Genomic DNA, 17,041 nt, shown 5'->3' with positions numbered 1-17,041 from the left:
TTATTGCATCAGGTATTTGTACAATTCAATCGAATTTTTCAACCCCAGTTTCTTCATCGCATTTCGCTTGTGAGTACTGATCGTCTTACTGCTCTTTCCCATTTTCTCCGCCACACTGGCATTGGTTTTCATGGTTTTTATTTCGTTTAATACTTCCCATTCCGTTGCCGTCAGGCACTGTTGTGCCGACTGTACTGAAGCCATTTGCTTTTGCTGTAAATAAGGGCTGATCGCCATCTGATAATTCAGATCAGCGGCACCGGTAATGAGCATTTTCCTGAGCACAGGCAACGCTTCCTGTTCGGAGATCAGCATATCAATCCCCTCTTCCGTGAGCAGGGCCAGCTTATCAGTTTGTTCAATTTTGGTGACGACGATAAGCCGCGGGGGAGTGTATAAAAAATCCATTCTGCGGATAAATTTCATCACCGCATTGAAATTTTCGGGCGAGTCTTTCACCTCGAGAATAATACTATCAACGCCCATCCCTACCCCTGAATTGTAAAATTCATTGAGCGACATAAAAGGGTGCGTTTGTAAGTCAAGATGATTAAGTACTGACGAAATAGTCAGCCTCTCATAATAACCAGAGTGGATAATCACTGTATGTTTCATTAATCATTCCGTTGGTATCACTTTCCGTTTTGCCCTTTTCAGAAGAAAAATCCTAAAACTCCCGAATGCCCGGCAATCTTAATTCGGGATATTTCCTATGTCGATATTTTGGGATAACAATACAAACAGTTAGGAATTTTAGAGTTATGTCATAAAAAACCATAAAAACATAACAATACCTGTTTAAATGATGGCAGTTATCATTCCATGCGGGAGAAAATTCCGAAACGTTCTGCGCGCATAGCGGTATATCCTTTATTATTTTTTCATGCCTTATTTACACCGTCTGATTGACTTTATTGACATCAATTTTCCGGCCGCGCATTCAGGGTGTTTTTTGCAAAAAAAATCACCACAAGGCAGCTTGCGTCAACGTTTTGGTTAATGGCAGTAGGAATTTTAGAGGCTGTTCATCGATATTTCTGAATTGTGGCGCAGCGAGGGTTTTCAGCACAAAATGTTTGAAGCATGCCACCCGGAAACGCTGTCCGGCGGGTGGCATGGGAGGGATCAGGCGCTTTCGCTGAAAGGTGGCTGGTTGTTCAATACGTCATCAATAATCTTCAGCACGCCTTCTTCACGGTGTGAGGGCGCGGTGTATTTTGCCGCGGCTTTCGCCGGTTCAGAGGCATTTTCCATGGCAAAACCAAAACCGGCGTAACTGAGCATTTCCAGATCGTTGCCGCTGTCACCGAATGCCAGCACTTCGTCGTCGCGGATCCCGTAGATTTGCTGAATTTTCCGCAGGCCACTGGCTTTATGATTGCCGGTAATGATCAGATCCACTGAACCATGTCCGCTGGTCACCGGCGACACGATGCCGCCCAGGCGGGCATTGATTTCACTCATCAGCGGATACACGTCATCTTCCACATAGCTGAGGGCAAATTTAAAAATCGTGTCATCGATATCGGCGTAATCAGAAACGGGGCTCAGGCGATGATAATAGCGGCGCATGCGGCTGATATAAGCGTCGTCGGTACCCTTAAGGACATACGCGCCCTTTCGCCCGCAGACGATAGTGTTGATGCCAGGGGTGCGGCTGATCCAGTCCAGCACGTCGGCGACCTGCGCCGGTTCCAGTTTACCGCAGTAAATTTCCTGTTTTTTATCGACCACATAGCCACCGCCTTCGGCCACATAAGCGATCTGTTCATCGATATCATCAAAGAAGGATTTCAGCTGGTAATACTGGTTACCGCTGGCCACCACGAACTTGATGTCACGCGCCAGCAGTTGCTGATATTGCTCGCGGAAGCGGGCTTTATTATATTCGCCATGCTGATTAAGGAATGTACCATCCATGTCGACGGCAATAAGTTTTACAGCCATTACAACTCCTTACAGGGTCGGGTATCGGATTAAAAATACAAAGTTAAGAATAAAAAAAGGCTGACGGGGTTCAGGCGTCAGCTGGCAAGGTTGCCACTCAGTTTTAAATCGTTTTTCACGCACCTTCAGTACTTCAGTTTATAAGCCCCAAACGTAATGACAAGAAATGCCGCCGCCACCGCCGAAAACGCCACATACAGGCTGGAAAGATGGGCAATAAACCCGATCAGCGCCGGACCGCCCAGCACACCGAGATAGCCCAGCGTCGCGACCATTGCCACGGACATGTTCACCGGCATCACTTTTTCCTGACCGGCGAGGGTGATCAGCACCGGCACGATATTCGCCGCGCCGATCCCCACCAGGGCAAATCCGCACAGTGGCAGGATCCAGCCCGGCAACAACACCACCATCAGATAACCTGCAATACCGAGCACGCCGCCGACTATCAGAATACGTTTACGTCCGAGCGCACTGACAATCGCATCACCGGTCAGACGCATCAGCGACATCGCCACGGCAAACACGGCAAATCCCCAGCCCGCATGTTCCAGCGCCAGACCGCGTTCGCGGGTCAGAAATACGCCGCCCCAGTCAAGCACCGCGCCTTCTGCCATAAAACAGATCATCGCCATAACAGCCATCAGCATCAGCCTGAAATTGGGTCTGGCTTTCGGTTTCCCTTCGCCCGCGTCTTCTTCATGCGCGCCAAAAGGCAGCATGCCGCGAAAGGAATACGCCGTGACCACAGCGACCAGCGCCACCGCGCAAAACGTGCTGCCAAGGGGCGACACCCCGGCACTGAGCAACAGCGCCCCGCCACCGGCTCCGGCGATGCCTCCGACGCTCCACAGGCAATGAAAACCGGACATCAGCGGTTTATCCGCCGCCTGTTCCACCAGCGTGCCCTGCACATTCACCGCCACATCGGCCAGCCCGATACCCATGCCGAAAATAAACAGGCTGAGCGCCAGCAGCCAGATATCGCTGAAAAACGCCAGTAATGGCAGCATCAGGCAGTACAACACCACAGCGGCGATGATCACGGCGCGGCAACCGAACCGGCCAATGATCCGTCCCGATCCGAGCATTGACAGCAGCGAACCGGCTCCCAGACACAGCAGCAGCAAGCCGAGATCACCGGCCTCCGAGTGCGTACGCATTTGCGCGTAAGGCACCAGCGCCGCCCATAGCCCCATCGCCATGCCGGTGACAAAAAATATCGCCCGCGTGGCGACCCGTCTGGCCGGACTTCCGGCGTGCGCGTTCAGACTTTCCATCTCAGAGGACAATGACATCGGCTTCTCCCGGCAGGTAAATTACTTATTAAAAGACTTTTAATAAGTGGCGAGTATAAAGGCGCGCTCAAAACAAAGTCAATGCGGATCACTCGCCGAAAGCGACGTGCAGGTTGTAATTTCTCAGGGTCAGTTCCGTGATGCCTTGCAGATAATCCTGACGCATCGACGGACGGTAAATCAGTGCGGGCATATGTTGCGCCGGGATATGTTGCAGGCAGAGAGCGGTCAGTTCAGGGATCAGCGCCTCGCTGATTTTAGGGCCGGAGAGCGCGATGGTCGCTGGGTTGATGATTGCCGCCAGAGAGATCACCACCTTCGCCATCTCTTCGGCCACCGGCAGTTTATCCATATCCCGATAAGGCAGATTGGAGACTTCACCGGCAAACTGGCTGGCACCGTGCAAAACCTGACCGTTGACCACCATGCCGCAGCCCAGACACGGCACCGCCGGTTTGAACAGATAGGCCACCGGCGCGGTCACACCGGCGCAACTGCTGCGGTAAAATCCCCAGGCGGTGTAGTTCATGTCGTTGTCGGCCTGCACGTAAATCCCCAGCCGCTCGCGCAACTGCTGCTCCACAGGCACACCGGCGAAGGCACTGATGTCACAGGTCGCGACGGTGCCTTTTACCACCACCCCCGGCAACCCGATACCGAGGGCTTTGATGTTGGGATACTCCGCCAGCAGACGCTCAATTTGCTGATAAAACCGGGTCAGGGTCAGTGGCAGAAAACGCACCTCGCCCTGCGCCAGACTTTCGCCCGTGGCGGTATTCACCGACCAGATAATCTGCGCGCCCGCATCACTGCCCTGCGCATACAGACTCAGCACGGAGAAGAAATCCGGGTTATAGGCATAACGCTGTGCCGGACGGCCGCCGCGTGACACTTCCCGTTCCAGCGCCAGCACTTCGCGGCTCAGGCTCAGATCGTTGAGCACCGCGCCGCAGGTGGCAATACTCAGCCCGGTCACCCCCGCCAGATCTGCTTTGGTCGCCGACCCCAGCGATTTCAACGCACTGGTGACCAGCACCACATTGTTGATCTTCATTTCACGGGTGGTACGGTTGAGCGGAGTGATCATGTTGCCTCGGGAATGCCGGTAAGAATGTCGGCTAATTTAGCACAAAGTGGCTTCAAAAAGAGGCCATTACCTTACGCCCTTGCCAGCCTGCCCGCTTCCGACTCCACACTTCCCTCATGATCGCCTTCGGCAAAACAGGCAACGGTCATGGCATCGGGCAGATCCGGAAAATGGTACACCGCGTTGACACAGGAAGGGCCGCCGCCGGTATGGCCGGCAACGCGACCGCTCCCGCCCATCGCGCCGCACATCAGCCCCAGCGCATAGCCGCATTCGGTCCACGGACGCCCGGCAATCGCGCCGCCGAGCGGATACGTCACCTGCATTTCCGCCAGCGACGACGCGCTGAGTAATTGGCCGGAAAATAGCCCATGCAGCAGTTTTGCCGCGTCCGGTGCGTTACCCGCCAGACAGCCGTGATACACCCAACCCGGATGATAATGTCCGGCCGCCGGGCAATGAAGTTCTGCGAACTGTTCGCGGGTGGTGACGTGAAAAACACTGGTCAGCCCGAGCGGCTGGCTGATGAAGTCATTCACCAGTTGAGCAAAGCTTTTGCCTGACACCGCCTCGATAAGTTCACGTACGAACATGTAACCGATATTGGAATACGACCAGCCTTCACCGGGCGCAAACAATCTGCCTTTGGCGAAAGCGGCGGCGAGTAATGTCTCACGCGGCCACGGCTCTTCTCCGGCGGCAACCGCGTCATGATAGCGGCCCAGTGCGCCATAATCAGGCAGACCGGCGGTATGACTGAGCAGTTGGCGCAGCGTAAAGTTTTCCCCCTCCACAGGGTGATCCAAATGCAGAACACCCTGCTCAGCCAGTTTCAGCGCGCAGATCGCGATGGCGGTTTTGGTAAAACTCCAGTAAGGGAAACGCGCGTTGAGATCGCCGCTTCCCGTTTCTTCGCCGGTGGAGGAAATGCAGTAAGAATGGAATTGCGGCACGGACAGCCCTCGTCAGGGTGAGAAAACGGGCGCAGCACAGTGCGCCCGGGAGGATTACAACACTTTACTCAAAAATGCCTTCGTACGGGGATTTTCAGGGGCGCTGAACAGTTGCTCTGGCGGCCCCTGTTCCTGGATCACACCCTGATCGATAAACACCACGCGGTCGGCCACTTCACGGGCGAAGCCCATTTCGTGGGTGACGATCACCATCGTCATGCCTTCCAGCGCCAGTTGTTTCATTACTGCCAGCACTTCGCCGACCAGTTCCGGATCGAGCGCCGATGTCGGTTCATCGAACAAAATCACTGACGGTTCCATCGCCAGCGCACGGGCAATCGCCACGCGCTGTTGCTGCCCGCCGGACAAACTGGCAGGCCAGGCATCGATTTTGTCGATCAGCCCGACTTTTTGCAGCAGCTTTTCTGCCCGTGATACGGCTTGCGCTTTGCTCAGCCCTTTCAGTGACATCGGCGCCATGATCAGGTTTTCCAGCACGGTCATGTGCGGGAACAGATTAAAGCGCTGAAACACCATACCGACGCCGGAACGCAGCGTGTTCAGATTGGTTTTCGGGTCATGCACGGCGAAACCGTTGACCACCACTTCACCGCCATTCGGCTTTTCCAGCGCATTCAGGCAGCGCAGAAAGGTGCTTTTGCCGGAGCCGGACGGCCCGATGATGCACACCACTTCCTGCTCTGCGATATCGCACGAGATGCCGCGCAAAACATGGGTTTCGCCAAACTGCTTCTGTAAATCCTTAACGTGAATCACTTTTGCCAAACCTCTTTTCCATGTGTTGAACCAGTAGACGGGTTAAAGTTGTGTAATTGCATGATTATTAGTAGTTATTGTTGGTTTTTGTTGTGTAAAAACAGGTAAAAAGCGGGGTTTGCAAGTCTCTGAATTCACGATGAATTAAATTAGTTTTGCAGAAGGGGTTTTGGAAGGCAATCCATTTCTTAACTCAGGATAATGAGAGCAAATATCCGGGGGTTCAAATCCCCCCAGCTCCACCAATTTAGATAGGACAGTGGCAGGACAAGCTCATATAAACCAGTAAGTTATGAGCGGAGTTAGGACCACGCGCTGACACCATCTGGACAGAAAAGGATACGTAAAAGATACGCGGCTCCTTCTGTTAAGAGAACCTCCGTCACCAACGGAGGTTTTTTTTCGCCCTTATAAATCACCAGCCACAAATCAAAACACCACGGTGTCATCGAACACTTCATTCCTTGCGTCGTAGATGATGAATGTCACCACACCTTCGATAATTATCTCGTCGTCTAAGAACTCATCACCAAAAGCAATGAAGTCGTTTTGGTCGATCAATGATTCCAGCCCACGGCGCAGGATTGTCACCAGCCGCCAAACATCAAGATCCCCGTTAATTCGCGCAAGCAGAAGATTACCGTCGACCGGCTTGATTGCCGGATCTATCAGCAGCATCGTGCCGGAGTTGATATGTTTCCCATGGTACCGCTCGGCGATGTACAGGCGAGATGCCGGCCCGGTGCAATTGCAGACTTTATTCAGGTCGATACGCGATTCAATGTAGTCACCTGCAGGTGATGGAAATCCCATAGCTCCTCCTTATCGCACATAGCCCATATTTTGCAGAAAATATCGCTTATCTTCCCTGTCATGATCTGAGTAATCGCGGAAGTACGACTGATAGTGCTCTATCCACTCATTGGCCTGCTGAAGCGTCCAGTGATGATTCACCTTCCCCAGCTCCTCTACGAAGCGGGCAGTTGTCACTATCTGCCCACGCTTTGGATCAAGGGTGATGCTTTTGATGAATGCACCTTTGATGTCGGAATATCTTGGCATAGCCACCTCACGAATACTGGTTATGCATACAGTATAATCATGGTGGGTTGGGATTGTGAAGGTCTGATGGGGAAGTAAATCTTAGGGGGTTGATCTTAGAGAAAATAAACTAGCCTTAAAGGGAAGTCATGAAATGATTGATGTCGTTAAACCATTCACATTTCGTAAGCAAGCCTTAGAACACGCATTCTGCCCACTCTCTACCGAAAGTGGTTTTTTTGCTTTCAATCTGGAAAACACCAGGCATAAGACTATTCTTAGAAGAGCTGACGAAAGAGCAGCAAGCCTGCCAAGGCATAAAGTATTCCTATCCTTGAATAGCCCACCTAGCCGGTGGGTTCTTTTTGTCCAAAAAATAGCTTTTATACTGTCTTAAACTAAAATTAACATTGGATGGAGTGACTACCTTCCAGTACTAAGTAATGTTGATAACTTTGATATTAGCCCGCTGTCCGAGCGGGCTTTTTTTATTCGTAAAACATCCCAGAGTTTCTTTAATTACGAAACCTTTTTTCTTAAGCGAAATTCCTCAAAGCCACTAATATCTCTTCGGGAGCATAGCTCTCGTTCCGAAACTAAATTTGGTGATGTTCACTGGCCCTCTTGCGAGGGCTTTTTTATGACATTGAGATCAGAAATTCGATGGCGTGCTTGAACCTATCTTTATGATGCAGATGAACTACTTTTTGCTGTTTCCGCTCCAGCTGCGTAATTATTGTTTCCACACTCACTATCTTACCTTGTTCAAGGACAACAGCGACCGCATCACCGATCTCCTGACGTATTAACAAATGTTCTTCGTCTGTAAGCATAATAACCTCTCAATTTTCTTTGAGATTATCACACCTATACAAAAATGAAGCTCAATGCTTAAGAGTCAGTTTCTTCTTCGCTGATCACCCCATCAACAGCAACTGGCGGCATCAGCATACGGACATCAATCCAGGAATTGGCTGGTACATCCATCGATGCGCCAGCAATCAGATCAATATCACCAGTTTCCTCATTCAGCTTATAACGCTTTTTGAACAGCTTAATTGTCAGCGTGCCATCTTCTGCCTGTTCGCCTTCAACGATTGCTAAATCCCCATTCCCAGCAGGATCAGCAGGTGCTTTGAGATGCCAGCTGTCCTCTGCAAAACCGAGGCTACCAGCGACCGTATAAACGCCGACATCAACCCGAGTGATAGTGATGCCCCGGGCTTCTTCATTCGCGACCCCTGCACCGCACCATTCAAATGAGTCTTCTGCAATATCAGGGCGAGTACATGCTGATTTTGACTGCACTACTCTGGCAACTGGTGACGCTGCTGACAGAACGCCGTTTGATGCTTTTGTTGTGTTGCCGGTCGTGTACACCGTGAACCAATTTGACCATGTTCCCTGGTTACTCGTTGTAGCGCCAACACCTCCGCGAATACCGAAAGAGCCAGTTTGTGTGATTTGCATCTGGGCAATATAACCACCCGCAAAACGGCTCATGGTCAATAGTGGAGAAAAACCATCAAAATGGTTAATTGCGCTAACTCCGGCACCGCCATACCAGCCATTGAGCGCCATATAGTTCGCATTATTCCCATAACTGCCGATTGGTACCCCGTTACCTGCACCACCGATACCACCAATACCGTAATCCCCATTTCTTACCGCCACGCCCGGCGTTACATCAACAACTGAAGCCGCTGCATTTGCGGTTGAAATTGACCCCAAGCCAAACGCGCTTCTGGCTGATGCTGCGGTATTAGCACCTGTACCCCCTTGCTCAATTGTCAGCGCCGTCGTCAGTCCGGAAATAGATGTTATGTCGGTATTTGCGCCTTTTGCAGCCTTATTATTGAGTGAAGTAGTAAGGCTGTTCCAGGCTGGGCCGGAATACGTTGAGCCATCTGGCAACGTGACCGTAATTGTTCCGGTACCGCTGAATACCTGCTGCCAATTGGCCTTATCAAGGTTCAACCCTCGAATAGCTTTTGCAACATCTGCGGCTACCTGTGCGGTGATACCAACCAGTGTCGCATTCGGTACCGCAGTCCATGCGTTACCGGTGACAGTCGGTCCACCATATGGGGTGATTAACGTTAGTGATGTTGCGGATGCTGTTGCTTTGACCCCAAGGGTATATGTCACTCCGCCAACAATAACGACGATAAAGTCGTTTGCTTTTAAGTCAGTGGTAAAGGCGGTACCAGTCCCCGTCACGGTTGCAGAGTTATTGGTTAATGAGATAGTTCCTGCCGACATGTTTTGCTCCAGGCATAAAAAAACCCGCCGAAGCGGGTTTATGAGAATTTGCGAGGTTATTTATCGCATGTTGTACTGATGAAATTCGTCTTACTTACCCAGCGCCAGCCGAACGGATCACCAGCCTTATACTGGGTCTGACTGCCAACTTGCCGAACGCCATAAATCTGCACATGGGCTTCCTGTCCTCCGATAAGGGCAGTACCAGAACAAACAGATTCCTGCTTTTCAAGCACACCGGCACAGCCGGATGCCAGCAAAACAATGGTCAGCACCATCAAAATATTCTTCATGTTTTCGTCCCTTTTAACGTAGATAAAAGGACAGTAGCAATGAATATTACGGCGGGATAATTGGTTAAACAGATCAATTATTTAAGATTGATCGTTTTTAACGATCGTTTATGTTACTGATTGATTAATAACGGGAAACGTCTATTGCAAATATTTGGTCTCTTGAATTTGAATACCCAACATTATGTAATTCTTCACCAGGCGCATCCCGGGTCCCTGCGCGCAGCCTCGTAGATGACCCGTTATAATACGCAGAGGTATCAATGGGAGAAGTCCAGGGCCGTGGCTGAGTGGTGCCTAAAACCCCCACCACAATACCCATCACGCGCGGCAGAACCGCCCACTTTCCTGCAACGGTCTTATCAACGAGATAGCCAATGTCCGTGGTTGACCCAATCGTTCCGTACCCAACCGGCGGGTTCATCACCTTTGTTTCATTGGTTAAAATGCACTGCCCGGCAGCGTTCCATATAGCAACGCCCCATTTCGGTAAAGGCTGCGGGATGACGTATCCAAAAATATAAATTGTCACCGTGCCCGGACTTCCGCCGACACCTGATACTGAGTAATTTAGGGTATAAGTCGAACCAACCTTTCTGATATAGAAAAGCGTATTTGCCACCGTGGCGTGGCAGGCAATAATAAACGGCGAAGATGAGTTCACCGGCAAATTGTAGGATCCCCCCGTCGACGGTGTTAAAACAATCTTCTGCACAAGACACATCGGCGTTGTGTCCGGTGTAATCCACGGATTTCCGTATTGATCAGTAAATAGTGCGCCCCAGGTTGCCATTATACTTTCACCAAATAAATGATTAACCAGCACTCATCAGCGGTATATGTCCCGGCTGAATAGTCTCCATTCGCATCGCTGATTGTTATCGTGCCACCAGTGCCAGTAACTTTTCGGCGTGATCCAGAATATGCATCACCAGTAATCGGTGACTGAATTGCGGCAACTTTAAATCCTGTCGGCACGCTGTGAGAATACGTGCCGGAAACCTGCCCGGCACTCAAATACACGGTGGCCACAACCAACACCGGCACTATACCGGTGTTGTTCGGGTTTCCGTTTGCATCCCACGTCTGAATACCCCAGTTAGCCATTACCAGACCCCCGTAATTAAGCCAACCTGAACGCGAAGAACACCGTTTTCATCTTTCACGCTGTCCGTTACGTTTGTAGATTTCTTGCCACCATTGCCGGAAGTCCCCATATTGATAAATGTGCCTCCTTTATCAAGCCTCCAGCCAGTAACGCCTGCCACATAGTTATTCGACTGGATGTAATCGCCGATCATCGCATTGGTGATCCAGCCATTTCCTATAAAACCTTGAGAGATGAAGACCTGGCCGTTTTGTACCGTGAAAGGAGAGTAAATGTTATTGCTACTCCCACTGGCAATAACAAATTTATCTGCGTTGATGGCAACACGGGTATCAACGGTTGAGCCATTAATAGTGACCGCAACAGACAGGCCAGCGTCATAATTAACACCACCATATTTCAAACCGGTTTTCAGCGTGTAAATAGCTGAGCCGCCTGAGGCATCCGCGTATGCTGTAAACTTTTCCTGAAGCGCCGCTTCCGTTTCGGCAAACTGAGCCACCACATCCGTTTCTAACTGAGCCACAGAACTTTCGGCATCAGCCGCGACTTTTTGTGCCTGAATGATCCCCGCTTTATTGTCGCCATACTGAGCCCATTGTTGATTCACCGTATCGTAAGTTGCCATCACGTTTTGCAAAATGGCTTCAGGGCTGGTTTGTAACGGCGCCAAGAGCGCCTTTCCATCTTCTGAGTTCATGAAGTCTTCAATGATATCGCCGAGGATGTCATCGGCGTCGGCATTACTCGCGCCTTCAATAAAACCAGTCCAGTCACCGGTGTTTCCGATGCGGTCAATAAGGCGTGCCCGGTACCAGCGTCTCACACCTGCCGGCATTGGCCCGTGCTGGTAGCTCACCCCCGGATACGGAACGTAGGCGAGGAACTGCGGGTTAAGTCCGTCCGCTGTTGTGGTTACCTCGAGTTCGGTGTAAGCCGTATCACCAGATCCCGCCGGGAAACCCCAGGTGATATCAATATTCCACACGACATTGTTGGTTGCCAAAAGATTGGTTGGTGTTCCCGGCTTGCCTACCTTGCCGTTCAGTGTGGTCGAATCAGCGTATCCCCACGGAGAGGACACATCGACGGCGTTGATAGCCCGGACGCGCACATCGTACACGCCCGCATAAATTCCCTGAACGGTAAAACCCTGCGCACTGGTCTTGCCAATATTTACCCAGTCACCGTTATCTTTGCGCCATTGGGCGGTGTAATTTATTGCGCCCTCCACTTTATCCCAGGCTGCCTGAAGCGATGCCACTGTGAGACCTTGTGCAACGTGGTCAACTTCTGTAATCAGGATATTGGCAGGTGCTTTCATGACGTTGGTAGGCGTCACGGTGATCGGCGCAGAGTCGACTTTTACGCCATCATCGATATACCGGTATTTATTCGGGTCGTGCTGAACACCGGCAACCGTAAAGGTGCCGTCATCATTCGACGCGATGGACGTGATCCGGAAATATTGTATCGCTAAGTTATCGCTGTCGATGGCCCATACAGCGCCAGCGACCGGCGTCATCCGGTAAGCTGTTGCCACCGTGAACGTTTTCTTGTCGGTGCTCACGGCGCTGATTGTCCGGGTCTGCGCTGTACCATCCGGTAAATTCACCACAAGACGATCGCCGATCCCATAATCAGCTGTACGGTCAAGCGTGACGTTTCTGCCATTCACCGCACTGATGCGGCCACCGTTGGCTTTCCCGGCTCTGAACGGATCGGCAATCCCGATAATCTCAGCGGGCATCGGAATGTAACCATCAAGACCGACGCCGAACGAGACCGTGCCGTCTTTCGCATTTGACAGGATCACCCAGCGACCGCGACGGTGTGCCTCACTCTGTGAGGTGCACCCAATTGCCGTCAGCTGAGTTTCATTCCAGTTATAACGCTCTACCAGTTCTGGCTCGTAAACACTTTCAATGGTGTCGGAAAAGTGATTACCCGGATCAGACCAACTGACCTGACAGGATGAAAACCGGTTTTTATAGGAACCACCAGCGTAGGTGAACAGGCCGTCGACTACGTTAGAGCTGTGGTATGTGAAATCAACATCATCCTGTGGCACATCAGCGCGCACAAATATCTGGTCGTTTCCCCAGAACGTAATCCCACGGAAGATGGCGGCAAGATCTCGCAAAACGGTATAAGCGTCCTGCTGGTTCTGAATGAAAACGTTACAGGTAAAGCGTGGTTCGGTGCCGCCGGCGCCGTCGGACACTGCCGCGTCGCAATATTGCGCGATGCTGTAAAGCTCCCATTTGTCGATCATGGTTGCGTCTACGCGGTTGCCCATGCCGTAAATTTCATCCAGCACCAGGTCGTAAAATATCCATGCTGGATTATTGCTGTAGGCAATTTTGAAATCACCTGCCCACGTCCCGCTGTAGGTTCTGGTTACCGGATTATAGGTGGTGGGCACCCGGATCAGTTTCCCCTTTGGCTTGCAGGTTGTTTTCGGCACGCTTCCGTTGAACTGGCTGGAATCCAGTTCGATATAGAGCAGCGCAGTATTCGGGTACCGCAGCTTGCTGTCGATCACCTCAGCAAATGAAAATACTTTGAAGGCATTGATGAGTTTGGTCGAAGTCGAATCGGCGGTGATGCGCCGGACACGTATCGTCCAGCCAGTAGTGGCAGAGGGGAGATCAATACGGTGATCTCGCTGATACTCCGATGTGGTTTTCCCATCGAATTTGCCGTTTACCACTGTCTTGTAGGCGGCGCCATCAGTAGAAAGGTCAATTGCATACTGGGTGACGGTCCCCACCATGTCACCGTTGTCTTTGTACTGATACTGAATAGGCAGGCTCAGCTTGATACGGATGGCATCAAGCGTGAGGTTTGAAAACTGACGTGTCCACGGCGAGGCTTCTTTGACTTCAATGCCAACGGAAGATTCGTTGTCAATTTCCGGCATGCCTTGCAGATAGGTTTGATCCTGCGTTCCTTTGCGGTAATCCCACTTTACACCGGTGAAGTTATACGTGCCGTCGTCGTTAGCCAGCTGGGTATCGTTAAGGAAAATTTGCTGAGCAACCAGGTCACCCTGAATCTCACCCTCTGAAAGGGCGATAACCATTTTTAGCTTTGCTTCAGACAGCAGATCATCGGCCTGTTCGACCGGTGTATGGGCGCTGCCACCGCCACCTTTTGCACCCTGGATAATGGTCTCACCGTCAAGAAGTCGCATATTTCACCCATTAAAAAACCCGCCGAAGCGGGTTAATTAGAAATTGTATTTTTTTCACTGCTGATCGCTGGAGAAAATCCCCGCGCTGATGATTGCACCGCCGATTTCACGCTGACCATAAAGCAGCGGTACCGGATAACCCATAGCCACCGTATTCACTGGCGAGCCGAACGCATAGTTGGCTTTGTTATCAGTGCTTGAGGAAGATCCAACATTGAAACCCGGCTGCGGCGTCAACATTTGAACTACACCACCGAGCATCATGCTTAAACCAACCCCCGATAAAATAGTCGCCGCAGCCATAGAAGCGGTCGCGGTGCCCGCTGCTGTGGCCGACACTGCAGCTCCCCACGCAGCCATAGTCGTCCCTGCTGTAAAAAATGCTGCAACTAAAGCCACTGCACCAATGACGAGTTGTAAGGTCCCTCCACGCTTTGCGCCTTCAATGACTGGCACCATGGTGTATTCGGTAGCTGCCGCTGACATGTCGAATTCTTCGATCGAGATGTTGTTCTTGCCGTTATAAAAAGCGAATTTCACCCCGTTGAGGTGAGCATTCGATACGTACTTTTTGAATCCCTGCACCTGCGAGCACATCGCGCGCAGAAACTCGTTTAGATCCGCCACGTGGAACCGGTGAACTTTACCGAATTTCTTCGCAAGACCACCTTTCAGCGTCATTGTCTTAAACATGCATTAACTCCTTACGGCGGACGACCCGCACCGTCCGGTCACGATAATATTTGCCGTACGGAACGCGGGCAGAAAGGTTGCCAAACAGGTGGTGAACCATGATGTTTTCGCCAAGATAAATCGCCGCGTGATTGGTCACCGGCGCCTGAACGCGCATCATGATCATGTCTCCCGGCCGCATGCCGCTGGCGTCAACCTCTACGAACCCCTCCGCCTGCCAGTTATCGTCATAAAGATTTTCCTCTCCATTAACCCACCATTCACGGTCAACCGAGTAGTTGTTTACGATAATGCCGTGTTCCGTCCGGTAGTAGTCCATGATGAGTGACCAGCAGTCAGCATGCCCCAGCACCCAGCGCCGCCCCGCGAGCTCACGATCGCCGCGCGGTGACAGCGTACAGAAATCACCGTCCGGCCACGACATGATCCCCCACTCAACGCCGGAGTGGTCGCACTGGATGCGGTCCATTTCTGACGGCACCAGCTGCACCACATCGGGGTGCGAGTGGATCACCATAATGACATCACCCAACTCAGTGGCTGCCAGGTAGTCATCGGGCGAAAGCGTGAAAGTATCAGCAGGTTTATCAGCGATATTTCGGCTGGGTATGAACCGCTGACCGGTACCGGTTTCAACGATCAGGCCGCAGGCTTCGTTTGGATATTCGGCTGATACATGCGCACGGATTTCATTCATCAGTTTTTCGCGCATGGTTATTTACCCTGTAAGTTTGCCGCCGGAAACCCGCCGAATGGCAGCGGGTTTTCTGTACCGAAACGCAATTTGCAATCTGACATTCGCCCACCACAAACGTCGAGCGCCGGATTATTTGTTGGCGTGCCATCTTTGAGGAAGTAATTTGAACCCGCGTAATCACACCCGGTGCCAGTGCGGTACCAACCTCGCATGCACCAGGTGCACACTGGGGTTATCTGGCGGGTCGGCAGTTGTAGGCTCTGGACATCGAAAGGAGAACACAGCTCGAAGTCGACCTGAATGCGCGTCTCGGCTTTTTTGGCGTTGATATAAAAGAGTTGAACCCGCTCTTCCGTCTGGCTGGCTGTGGGGTTACCCGATGTCCAGTTAGCCGCATCGAGGTATTTCGCCAGCGTCGTGTGAACTTTGACTTTCGCCTTCACCATATCGTCATACTGCAGGCACAGCGCCGTGACGTAATTGCCTACGTTACCGATAGAAAGCGTGGGTACAGGCTGAGAACCCGTACTGGTCAATTCAAGACCGGTAAGCTCATAAGGATGGGGATCATATTCATTGCCCTGCCAGATAATGGAGGGCAGGTTTTCCGAGGCAAAAGCATTCCAGCCTTCGAAGTCGATATTGTGCGCATGGAAGCGCAAAACAGTATCCAAACCAAATTGAGTACCATCAATCTCAATAAGCTGGATCAGCTGCCCCGGCTCAAGCGCCTGTACATCCTGCGTAAAGCTCATGGTTTCTCCCAATAAAAAAAGCCGCCCGCAGGCAACCTTTCAGGACTGTATTCATATTAAGGCGCAAAGGCCCTTTCAAAGGTAAAAGTCAGCGTGGCTTTATTACCGGCGGGAAAACTGACCGAGAGGGAGTCAGATTTGACACGCCATAAATATTTCTCTCCCCAGGGATTTGTCCACCAGAACGATGAAATTACGTGGCTCAGTAAGAATTTCCGGATCGTAGCCGCATCCGTTTTTTTTCCGGTCCAGCTCAGGCTCCAACTTTCGTCGTTCACGTTAATGCCGCTTTCGGCAACCTGCTTATAGCCATCGCCAAACTGTGCCTGCAGCGTTCTGACCGTGTCGGTACCCTGTGCACTTTTTTGCGTTCGCCAGGTAAAGGTATCAGTCGCCATATCTCACCCATAAAAAACCCGCCGGAGCGGGTTGATGATATTGAATAGGTTTATTTAATTATCTTTATCAAGTTGGAAATGCAAACTAGAATGCCATCTCACTTTTACAACTTAGGAATAAAAAGTATTGAAATTATTACAACAAAAACGACGCCAACTATAATAAAAAGATATTGTGGATAATTAAAATCAGACATCTCCTCTTTGTTAATTACCTCTTTTTCAGAGATCTTCTCTAAAGATATTTCACTCCCGCAATGTTTGCATTTTTTAGCTTCTATATTAACTAGCTCAGCACAATATGGACATTTCTTAACACTTACAGCATTGATTTTTATTCTATCTCCAAATATAGCCAGCAATAGGCCACAAAGAGTAATAAAACCACCTGCTATTATTCCGTTCTGCCTGGTTGAAATCAGGCCTATATTATTCACTCTATAACCAGCCTCAGTGGCAACACTAACGTCCATTAAGGTGGCTGAAATGATAATAACCATGCCAATAACAAATGCTACGAACCCTATAATTTTCAC

Annotated in this window: 19 protein-coding genes; all 19 read right to left on the bottom strand. The window is 50.9% G+C overall.

Annotated elements, in window-relative coordinates; all coding sequences use genetic code 11:
- The 19 genes from EDF78_RS00690 to EDF78_RS25665 all read right to left on the bottom strand — a co-directional run bounded on the left by EDF78_RS00690 (position 1) and on the right by EDF78_RS25665 (position 17,041).
- Entirely contained in the window at positions 1–615 is a 615-nt protein-coding gene (locus EDF78_RS00690; protein WP_119824419.1) for a LuxR family transcriptional regulator, read from the bottom strand.
- A gap of 510 nt (positions 616–1,125) precedes the next feature.
- On the bottom strand, positions 1,126–1,947 hold the full coding sequence (locus EDF78_RS00685; RefSeq protein WP_133822265.1) for a Cof-type HAD-IIB family hydrolase: 822 nt from the start codon (positions 1,945–1,947) through the stop codon (positions 1,126–1,128).
- A gap of 125 nt (positions 1,948–2,072) precedes the next feature.
- Positions 2,073–3,245 carry an MFS transporter gene (locus EDF78_RS00680; protein ID WP_095925680.1) on the bottom strand — a complete coding sequence of 391 codons (1,173 nt, stop codon included), beginning with the start codon at positions 3,243–3,245 and terminating at the stop codon, positions 2,073–2,075.
- A gap of 88 nt (positions 3,246–3,333) precedes the next feature.
- Positions 3,334–4,332: an ROK family protein gene (locus tag EDF78_RS00675; RefSeq protein ID WP_133822264.1), complete on the bottom strand. Its 999-nt coding sequence runs from the start codon at positions 4,330–4,332 to the stop codon at positions 3,334–3,336.
- Positions 4,333–4,403: 71 nt separating this feature from the next.
- Complete coding sequence (locus EDF78_RS00670; RefSeq protein ID WP_133822263.1) at positions 4,404–5,285, bottom strand: serine hydrolase domain-containing protein; 882 nt, start codon at positions 5,283–5,285, stop codon at positions 4,404–4,406.
- Between the two features lie 54 nt (positions 5,286–5,339).
- Positions 5,340–6,062, bottom strand: coding sequence for an amino acid ABC transporter ATP-binding protein (locus EDF78_RS00665; RefSeq protein WP_095925857.1), 723 nt, complete (start codon positions 6,060–6,062; stop codon positions 5,340–5,342).
- A gap of 429 nt (positions 6,063–6,491) precedes the next feature.
- Positions 6,492–6,875 carry a hypothetical protein gene (locus EDF78_RS00660; protein ID WP_133822262.1) on the bottom strand — a complete coding sequence of 128 codons (384 nt, stop codon included), beginning with the start codon at positions 6,873–6,875 and terminating at the stop codon, positions 6,492–6,494.
- A gap of 9 nt (positions 6,876–6,884) precedes the next feature.
- Positions 6,885–7,124 (bottom strand): hypothetical protein, encoded by a 240-nt coding sequence (locus EDF78_RS00655; protein ID WP_133822261.1) that lies wholly within the window; start codon positions 7,122–7,124, stop codon positions 6,885–6,887.
- 617 nt (positions 7,125–7,741) lie between these two features.
- Positions 7,742–7,936 carry a hypothetical protein gene (locus EDF78_RS00650; protein WP_131693142.1) on the bottom strand — a complete coding sequence of 65 codons (195 nt, stop codon included), beginning with the start codon at positions 7,934–7,936 and terminating at the stop codon, positions 7,742–7,744.
- 58 nt (positions 7,937–7,994) lie between these two features.
- A complete protein-coding gene (locus EDF78_RS00645; RefSeq protein WP_133822260.1) occupies positions 7,995–9,365 on the bottom strand; it encodes a phage tail protein in 1,371 nt (456 codons plus the stop codon).
- Positions 9,366–9,421: 56 nt separating this feature from the next.
- Positions 9,422–9,658 carry a cor protein gene (locus EDF78_RS00640; RefSeq protein WP_133822259.1) on the bottom strand — a complete coding sequence of 79 codons (237 nt, stop codon included), beginning with the start codon at positions 9,656–9,658 and terminating at the stop codon, positions 9,422–9,424.
- Positions 9,659–9,782: 124 nt separating this feature from the next.
- A complete protein-coding gene (locus EDF78_RS00635) occupies positions 9,783–10,451 on the bottom strand; it encodes a hypothetical protein (protein WP_133822258.1) in 669 nt (222 codons plus the stop codon).
- Positions 10,451–10,765 carry a hypothetical protein gene (locus EDF78_RS00630; protein ID WP_133822257.1) on the bottom strand — a complete coding sequence of 105 codons (315 nt, stop codon included), beginning with the start codon at positions 10,763–10,765 and terminating at the stop codon, positions 10,451–10,453. The genes EDF78_RS00635 and EDF78_RS00630 overlap by 1 nt, the downstream gene beginning before the upstream one ends.
- Positions 10,765–13,962 (bottom strand): host specificity protein J, encoded by a 3,198-nt coding sequence (locus tag EDF78_RS00625; RefSeq protein ID WP_133822256.1) that lies wholly within the window; start codon positions 13,960–13,962, stop codon positions 10,765–10,767. The genes EDF78_RS00630 and EDF78_RS00625 overlap by 1 nt, the downstream gene beginning before the upstream one ends.
- Positions 13,963–14,016: 54 nt before the next feature.
- The gene (locus EDF78_RS00620; RefSeq protein ID WP_131693148.1) at positions 14,017–14,655 is read right to left on the bottom strand and encodes a tail assembly protein; all 639 of its coding nucleotides are present in this window, start codon (positions 14,653–14,655) and stop codon (positions 14,017–14,019) included.
- Positions 14,648–15,367 (bottom strand): C40 family peptidase, encoded by a 720-nt coding sequence (locus tag EDF78_RS00615; protein WP_133822255.1) that lies wholly within the window; start codon positions 15,365–15,367, stop codon positions 14,648–14,650. The genes EDF78_RS00620 and EDF78_RS00615 overlap by 8 nt, the downstream gene beginning before the upstream one ends.
- A 2-nt stretch (positions 15,368–15,369) precedes the next feature.
- Positions 15,370–16,107: a phage minor tail protein L gene (locus EDF78_RS00610; RefSeq protein ID WP_131693150.1), complete on the bottom strand. Its 738-nt coding sequence runs from the start codon at positions 16,105–16,107 to the stop codon at positions 15,370–15,372.
- A 56-nt stretch (positions 16,108–16,163) separates the two neighbouring features.
- On the bottom strand, positions 16,164–16,505 hold the full coding sequence (locus EDF78_RS00605; protein ID WP_131693151.1) for a phage tail protein: 342 nt from the start codon (positions 16,503–16,505) through the stop codon (positions 16,164–16,166).
- A 104-nt stretch (positions 16,506–16,609) separates the two neighbouring features.
- A complete protein-coding gene (locus tag EDF78_RS25665) occupies positions 16,610–17,041 on the bottom strand; it encodes a zinc ribbon domain-containing protein (RefSeq protein ID WP_133822254.1) in 432 nt (143 codons plus the stop codon).

The organism is Rahnella sp. BIGb0236, assembly GCF_004364755.1.
Taxonomy (GTDB): Bacteria; Pseudomonadota; Gammaproteobacteria; order Enterobacterales; family Enterobacteriaceae; genus Rahnella; species Rahnella victoriana.
This window is presented reverse-complemented; position numbering and strand designations above follow the sequence as displayed.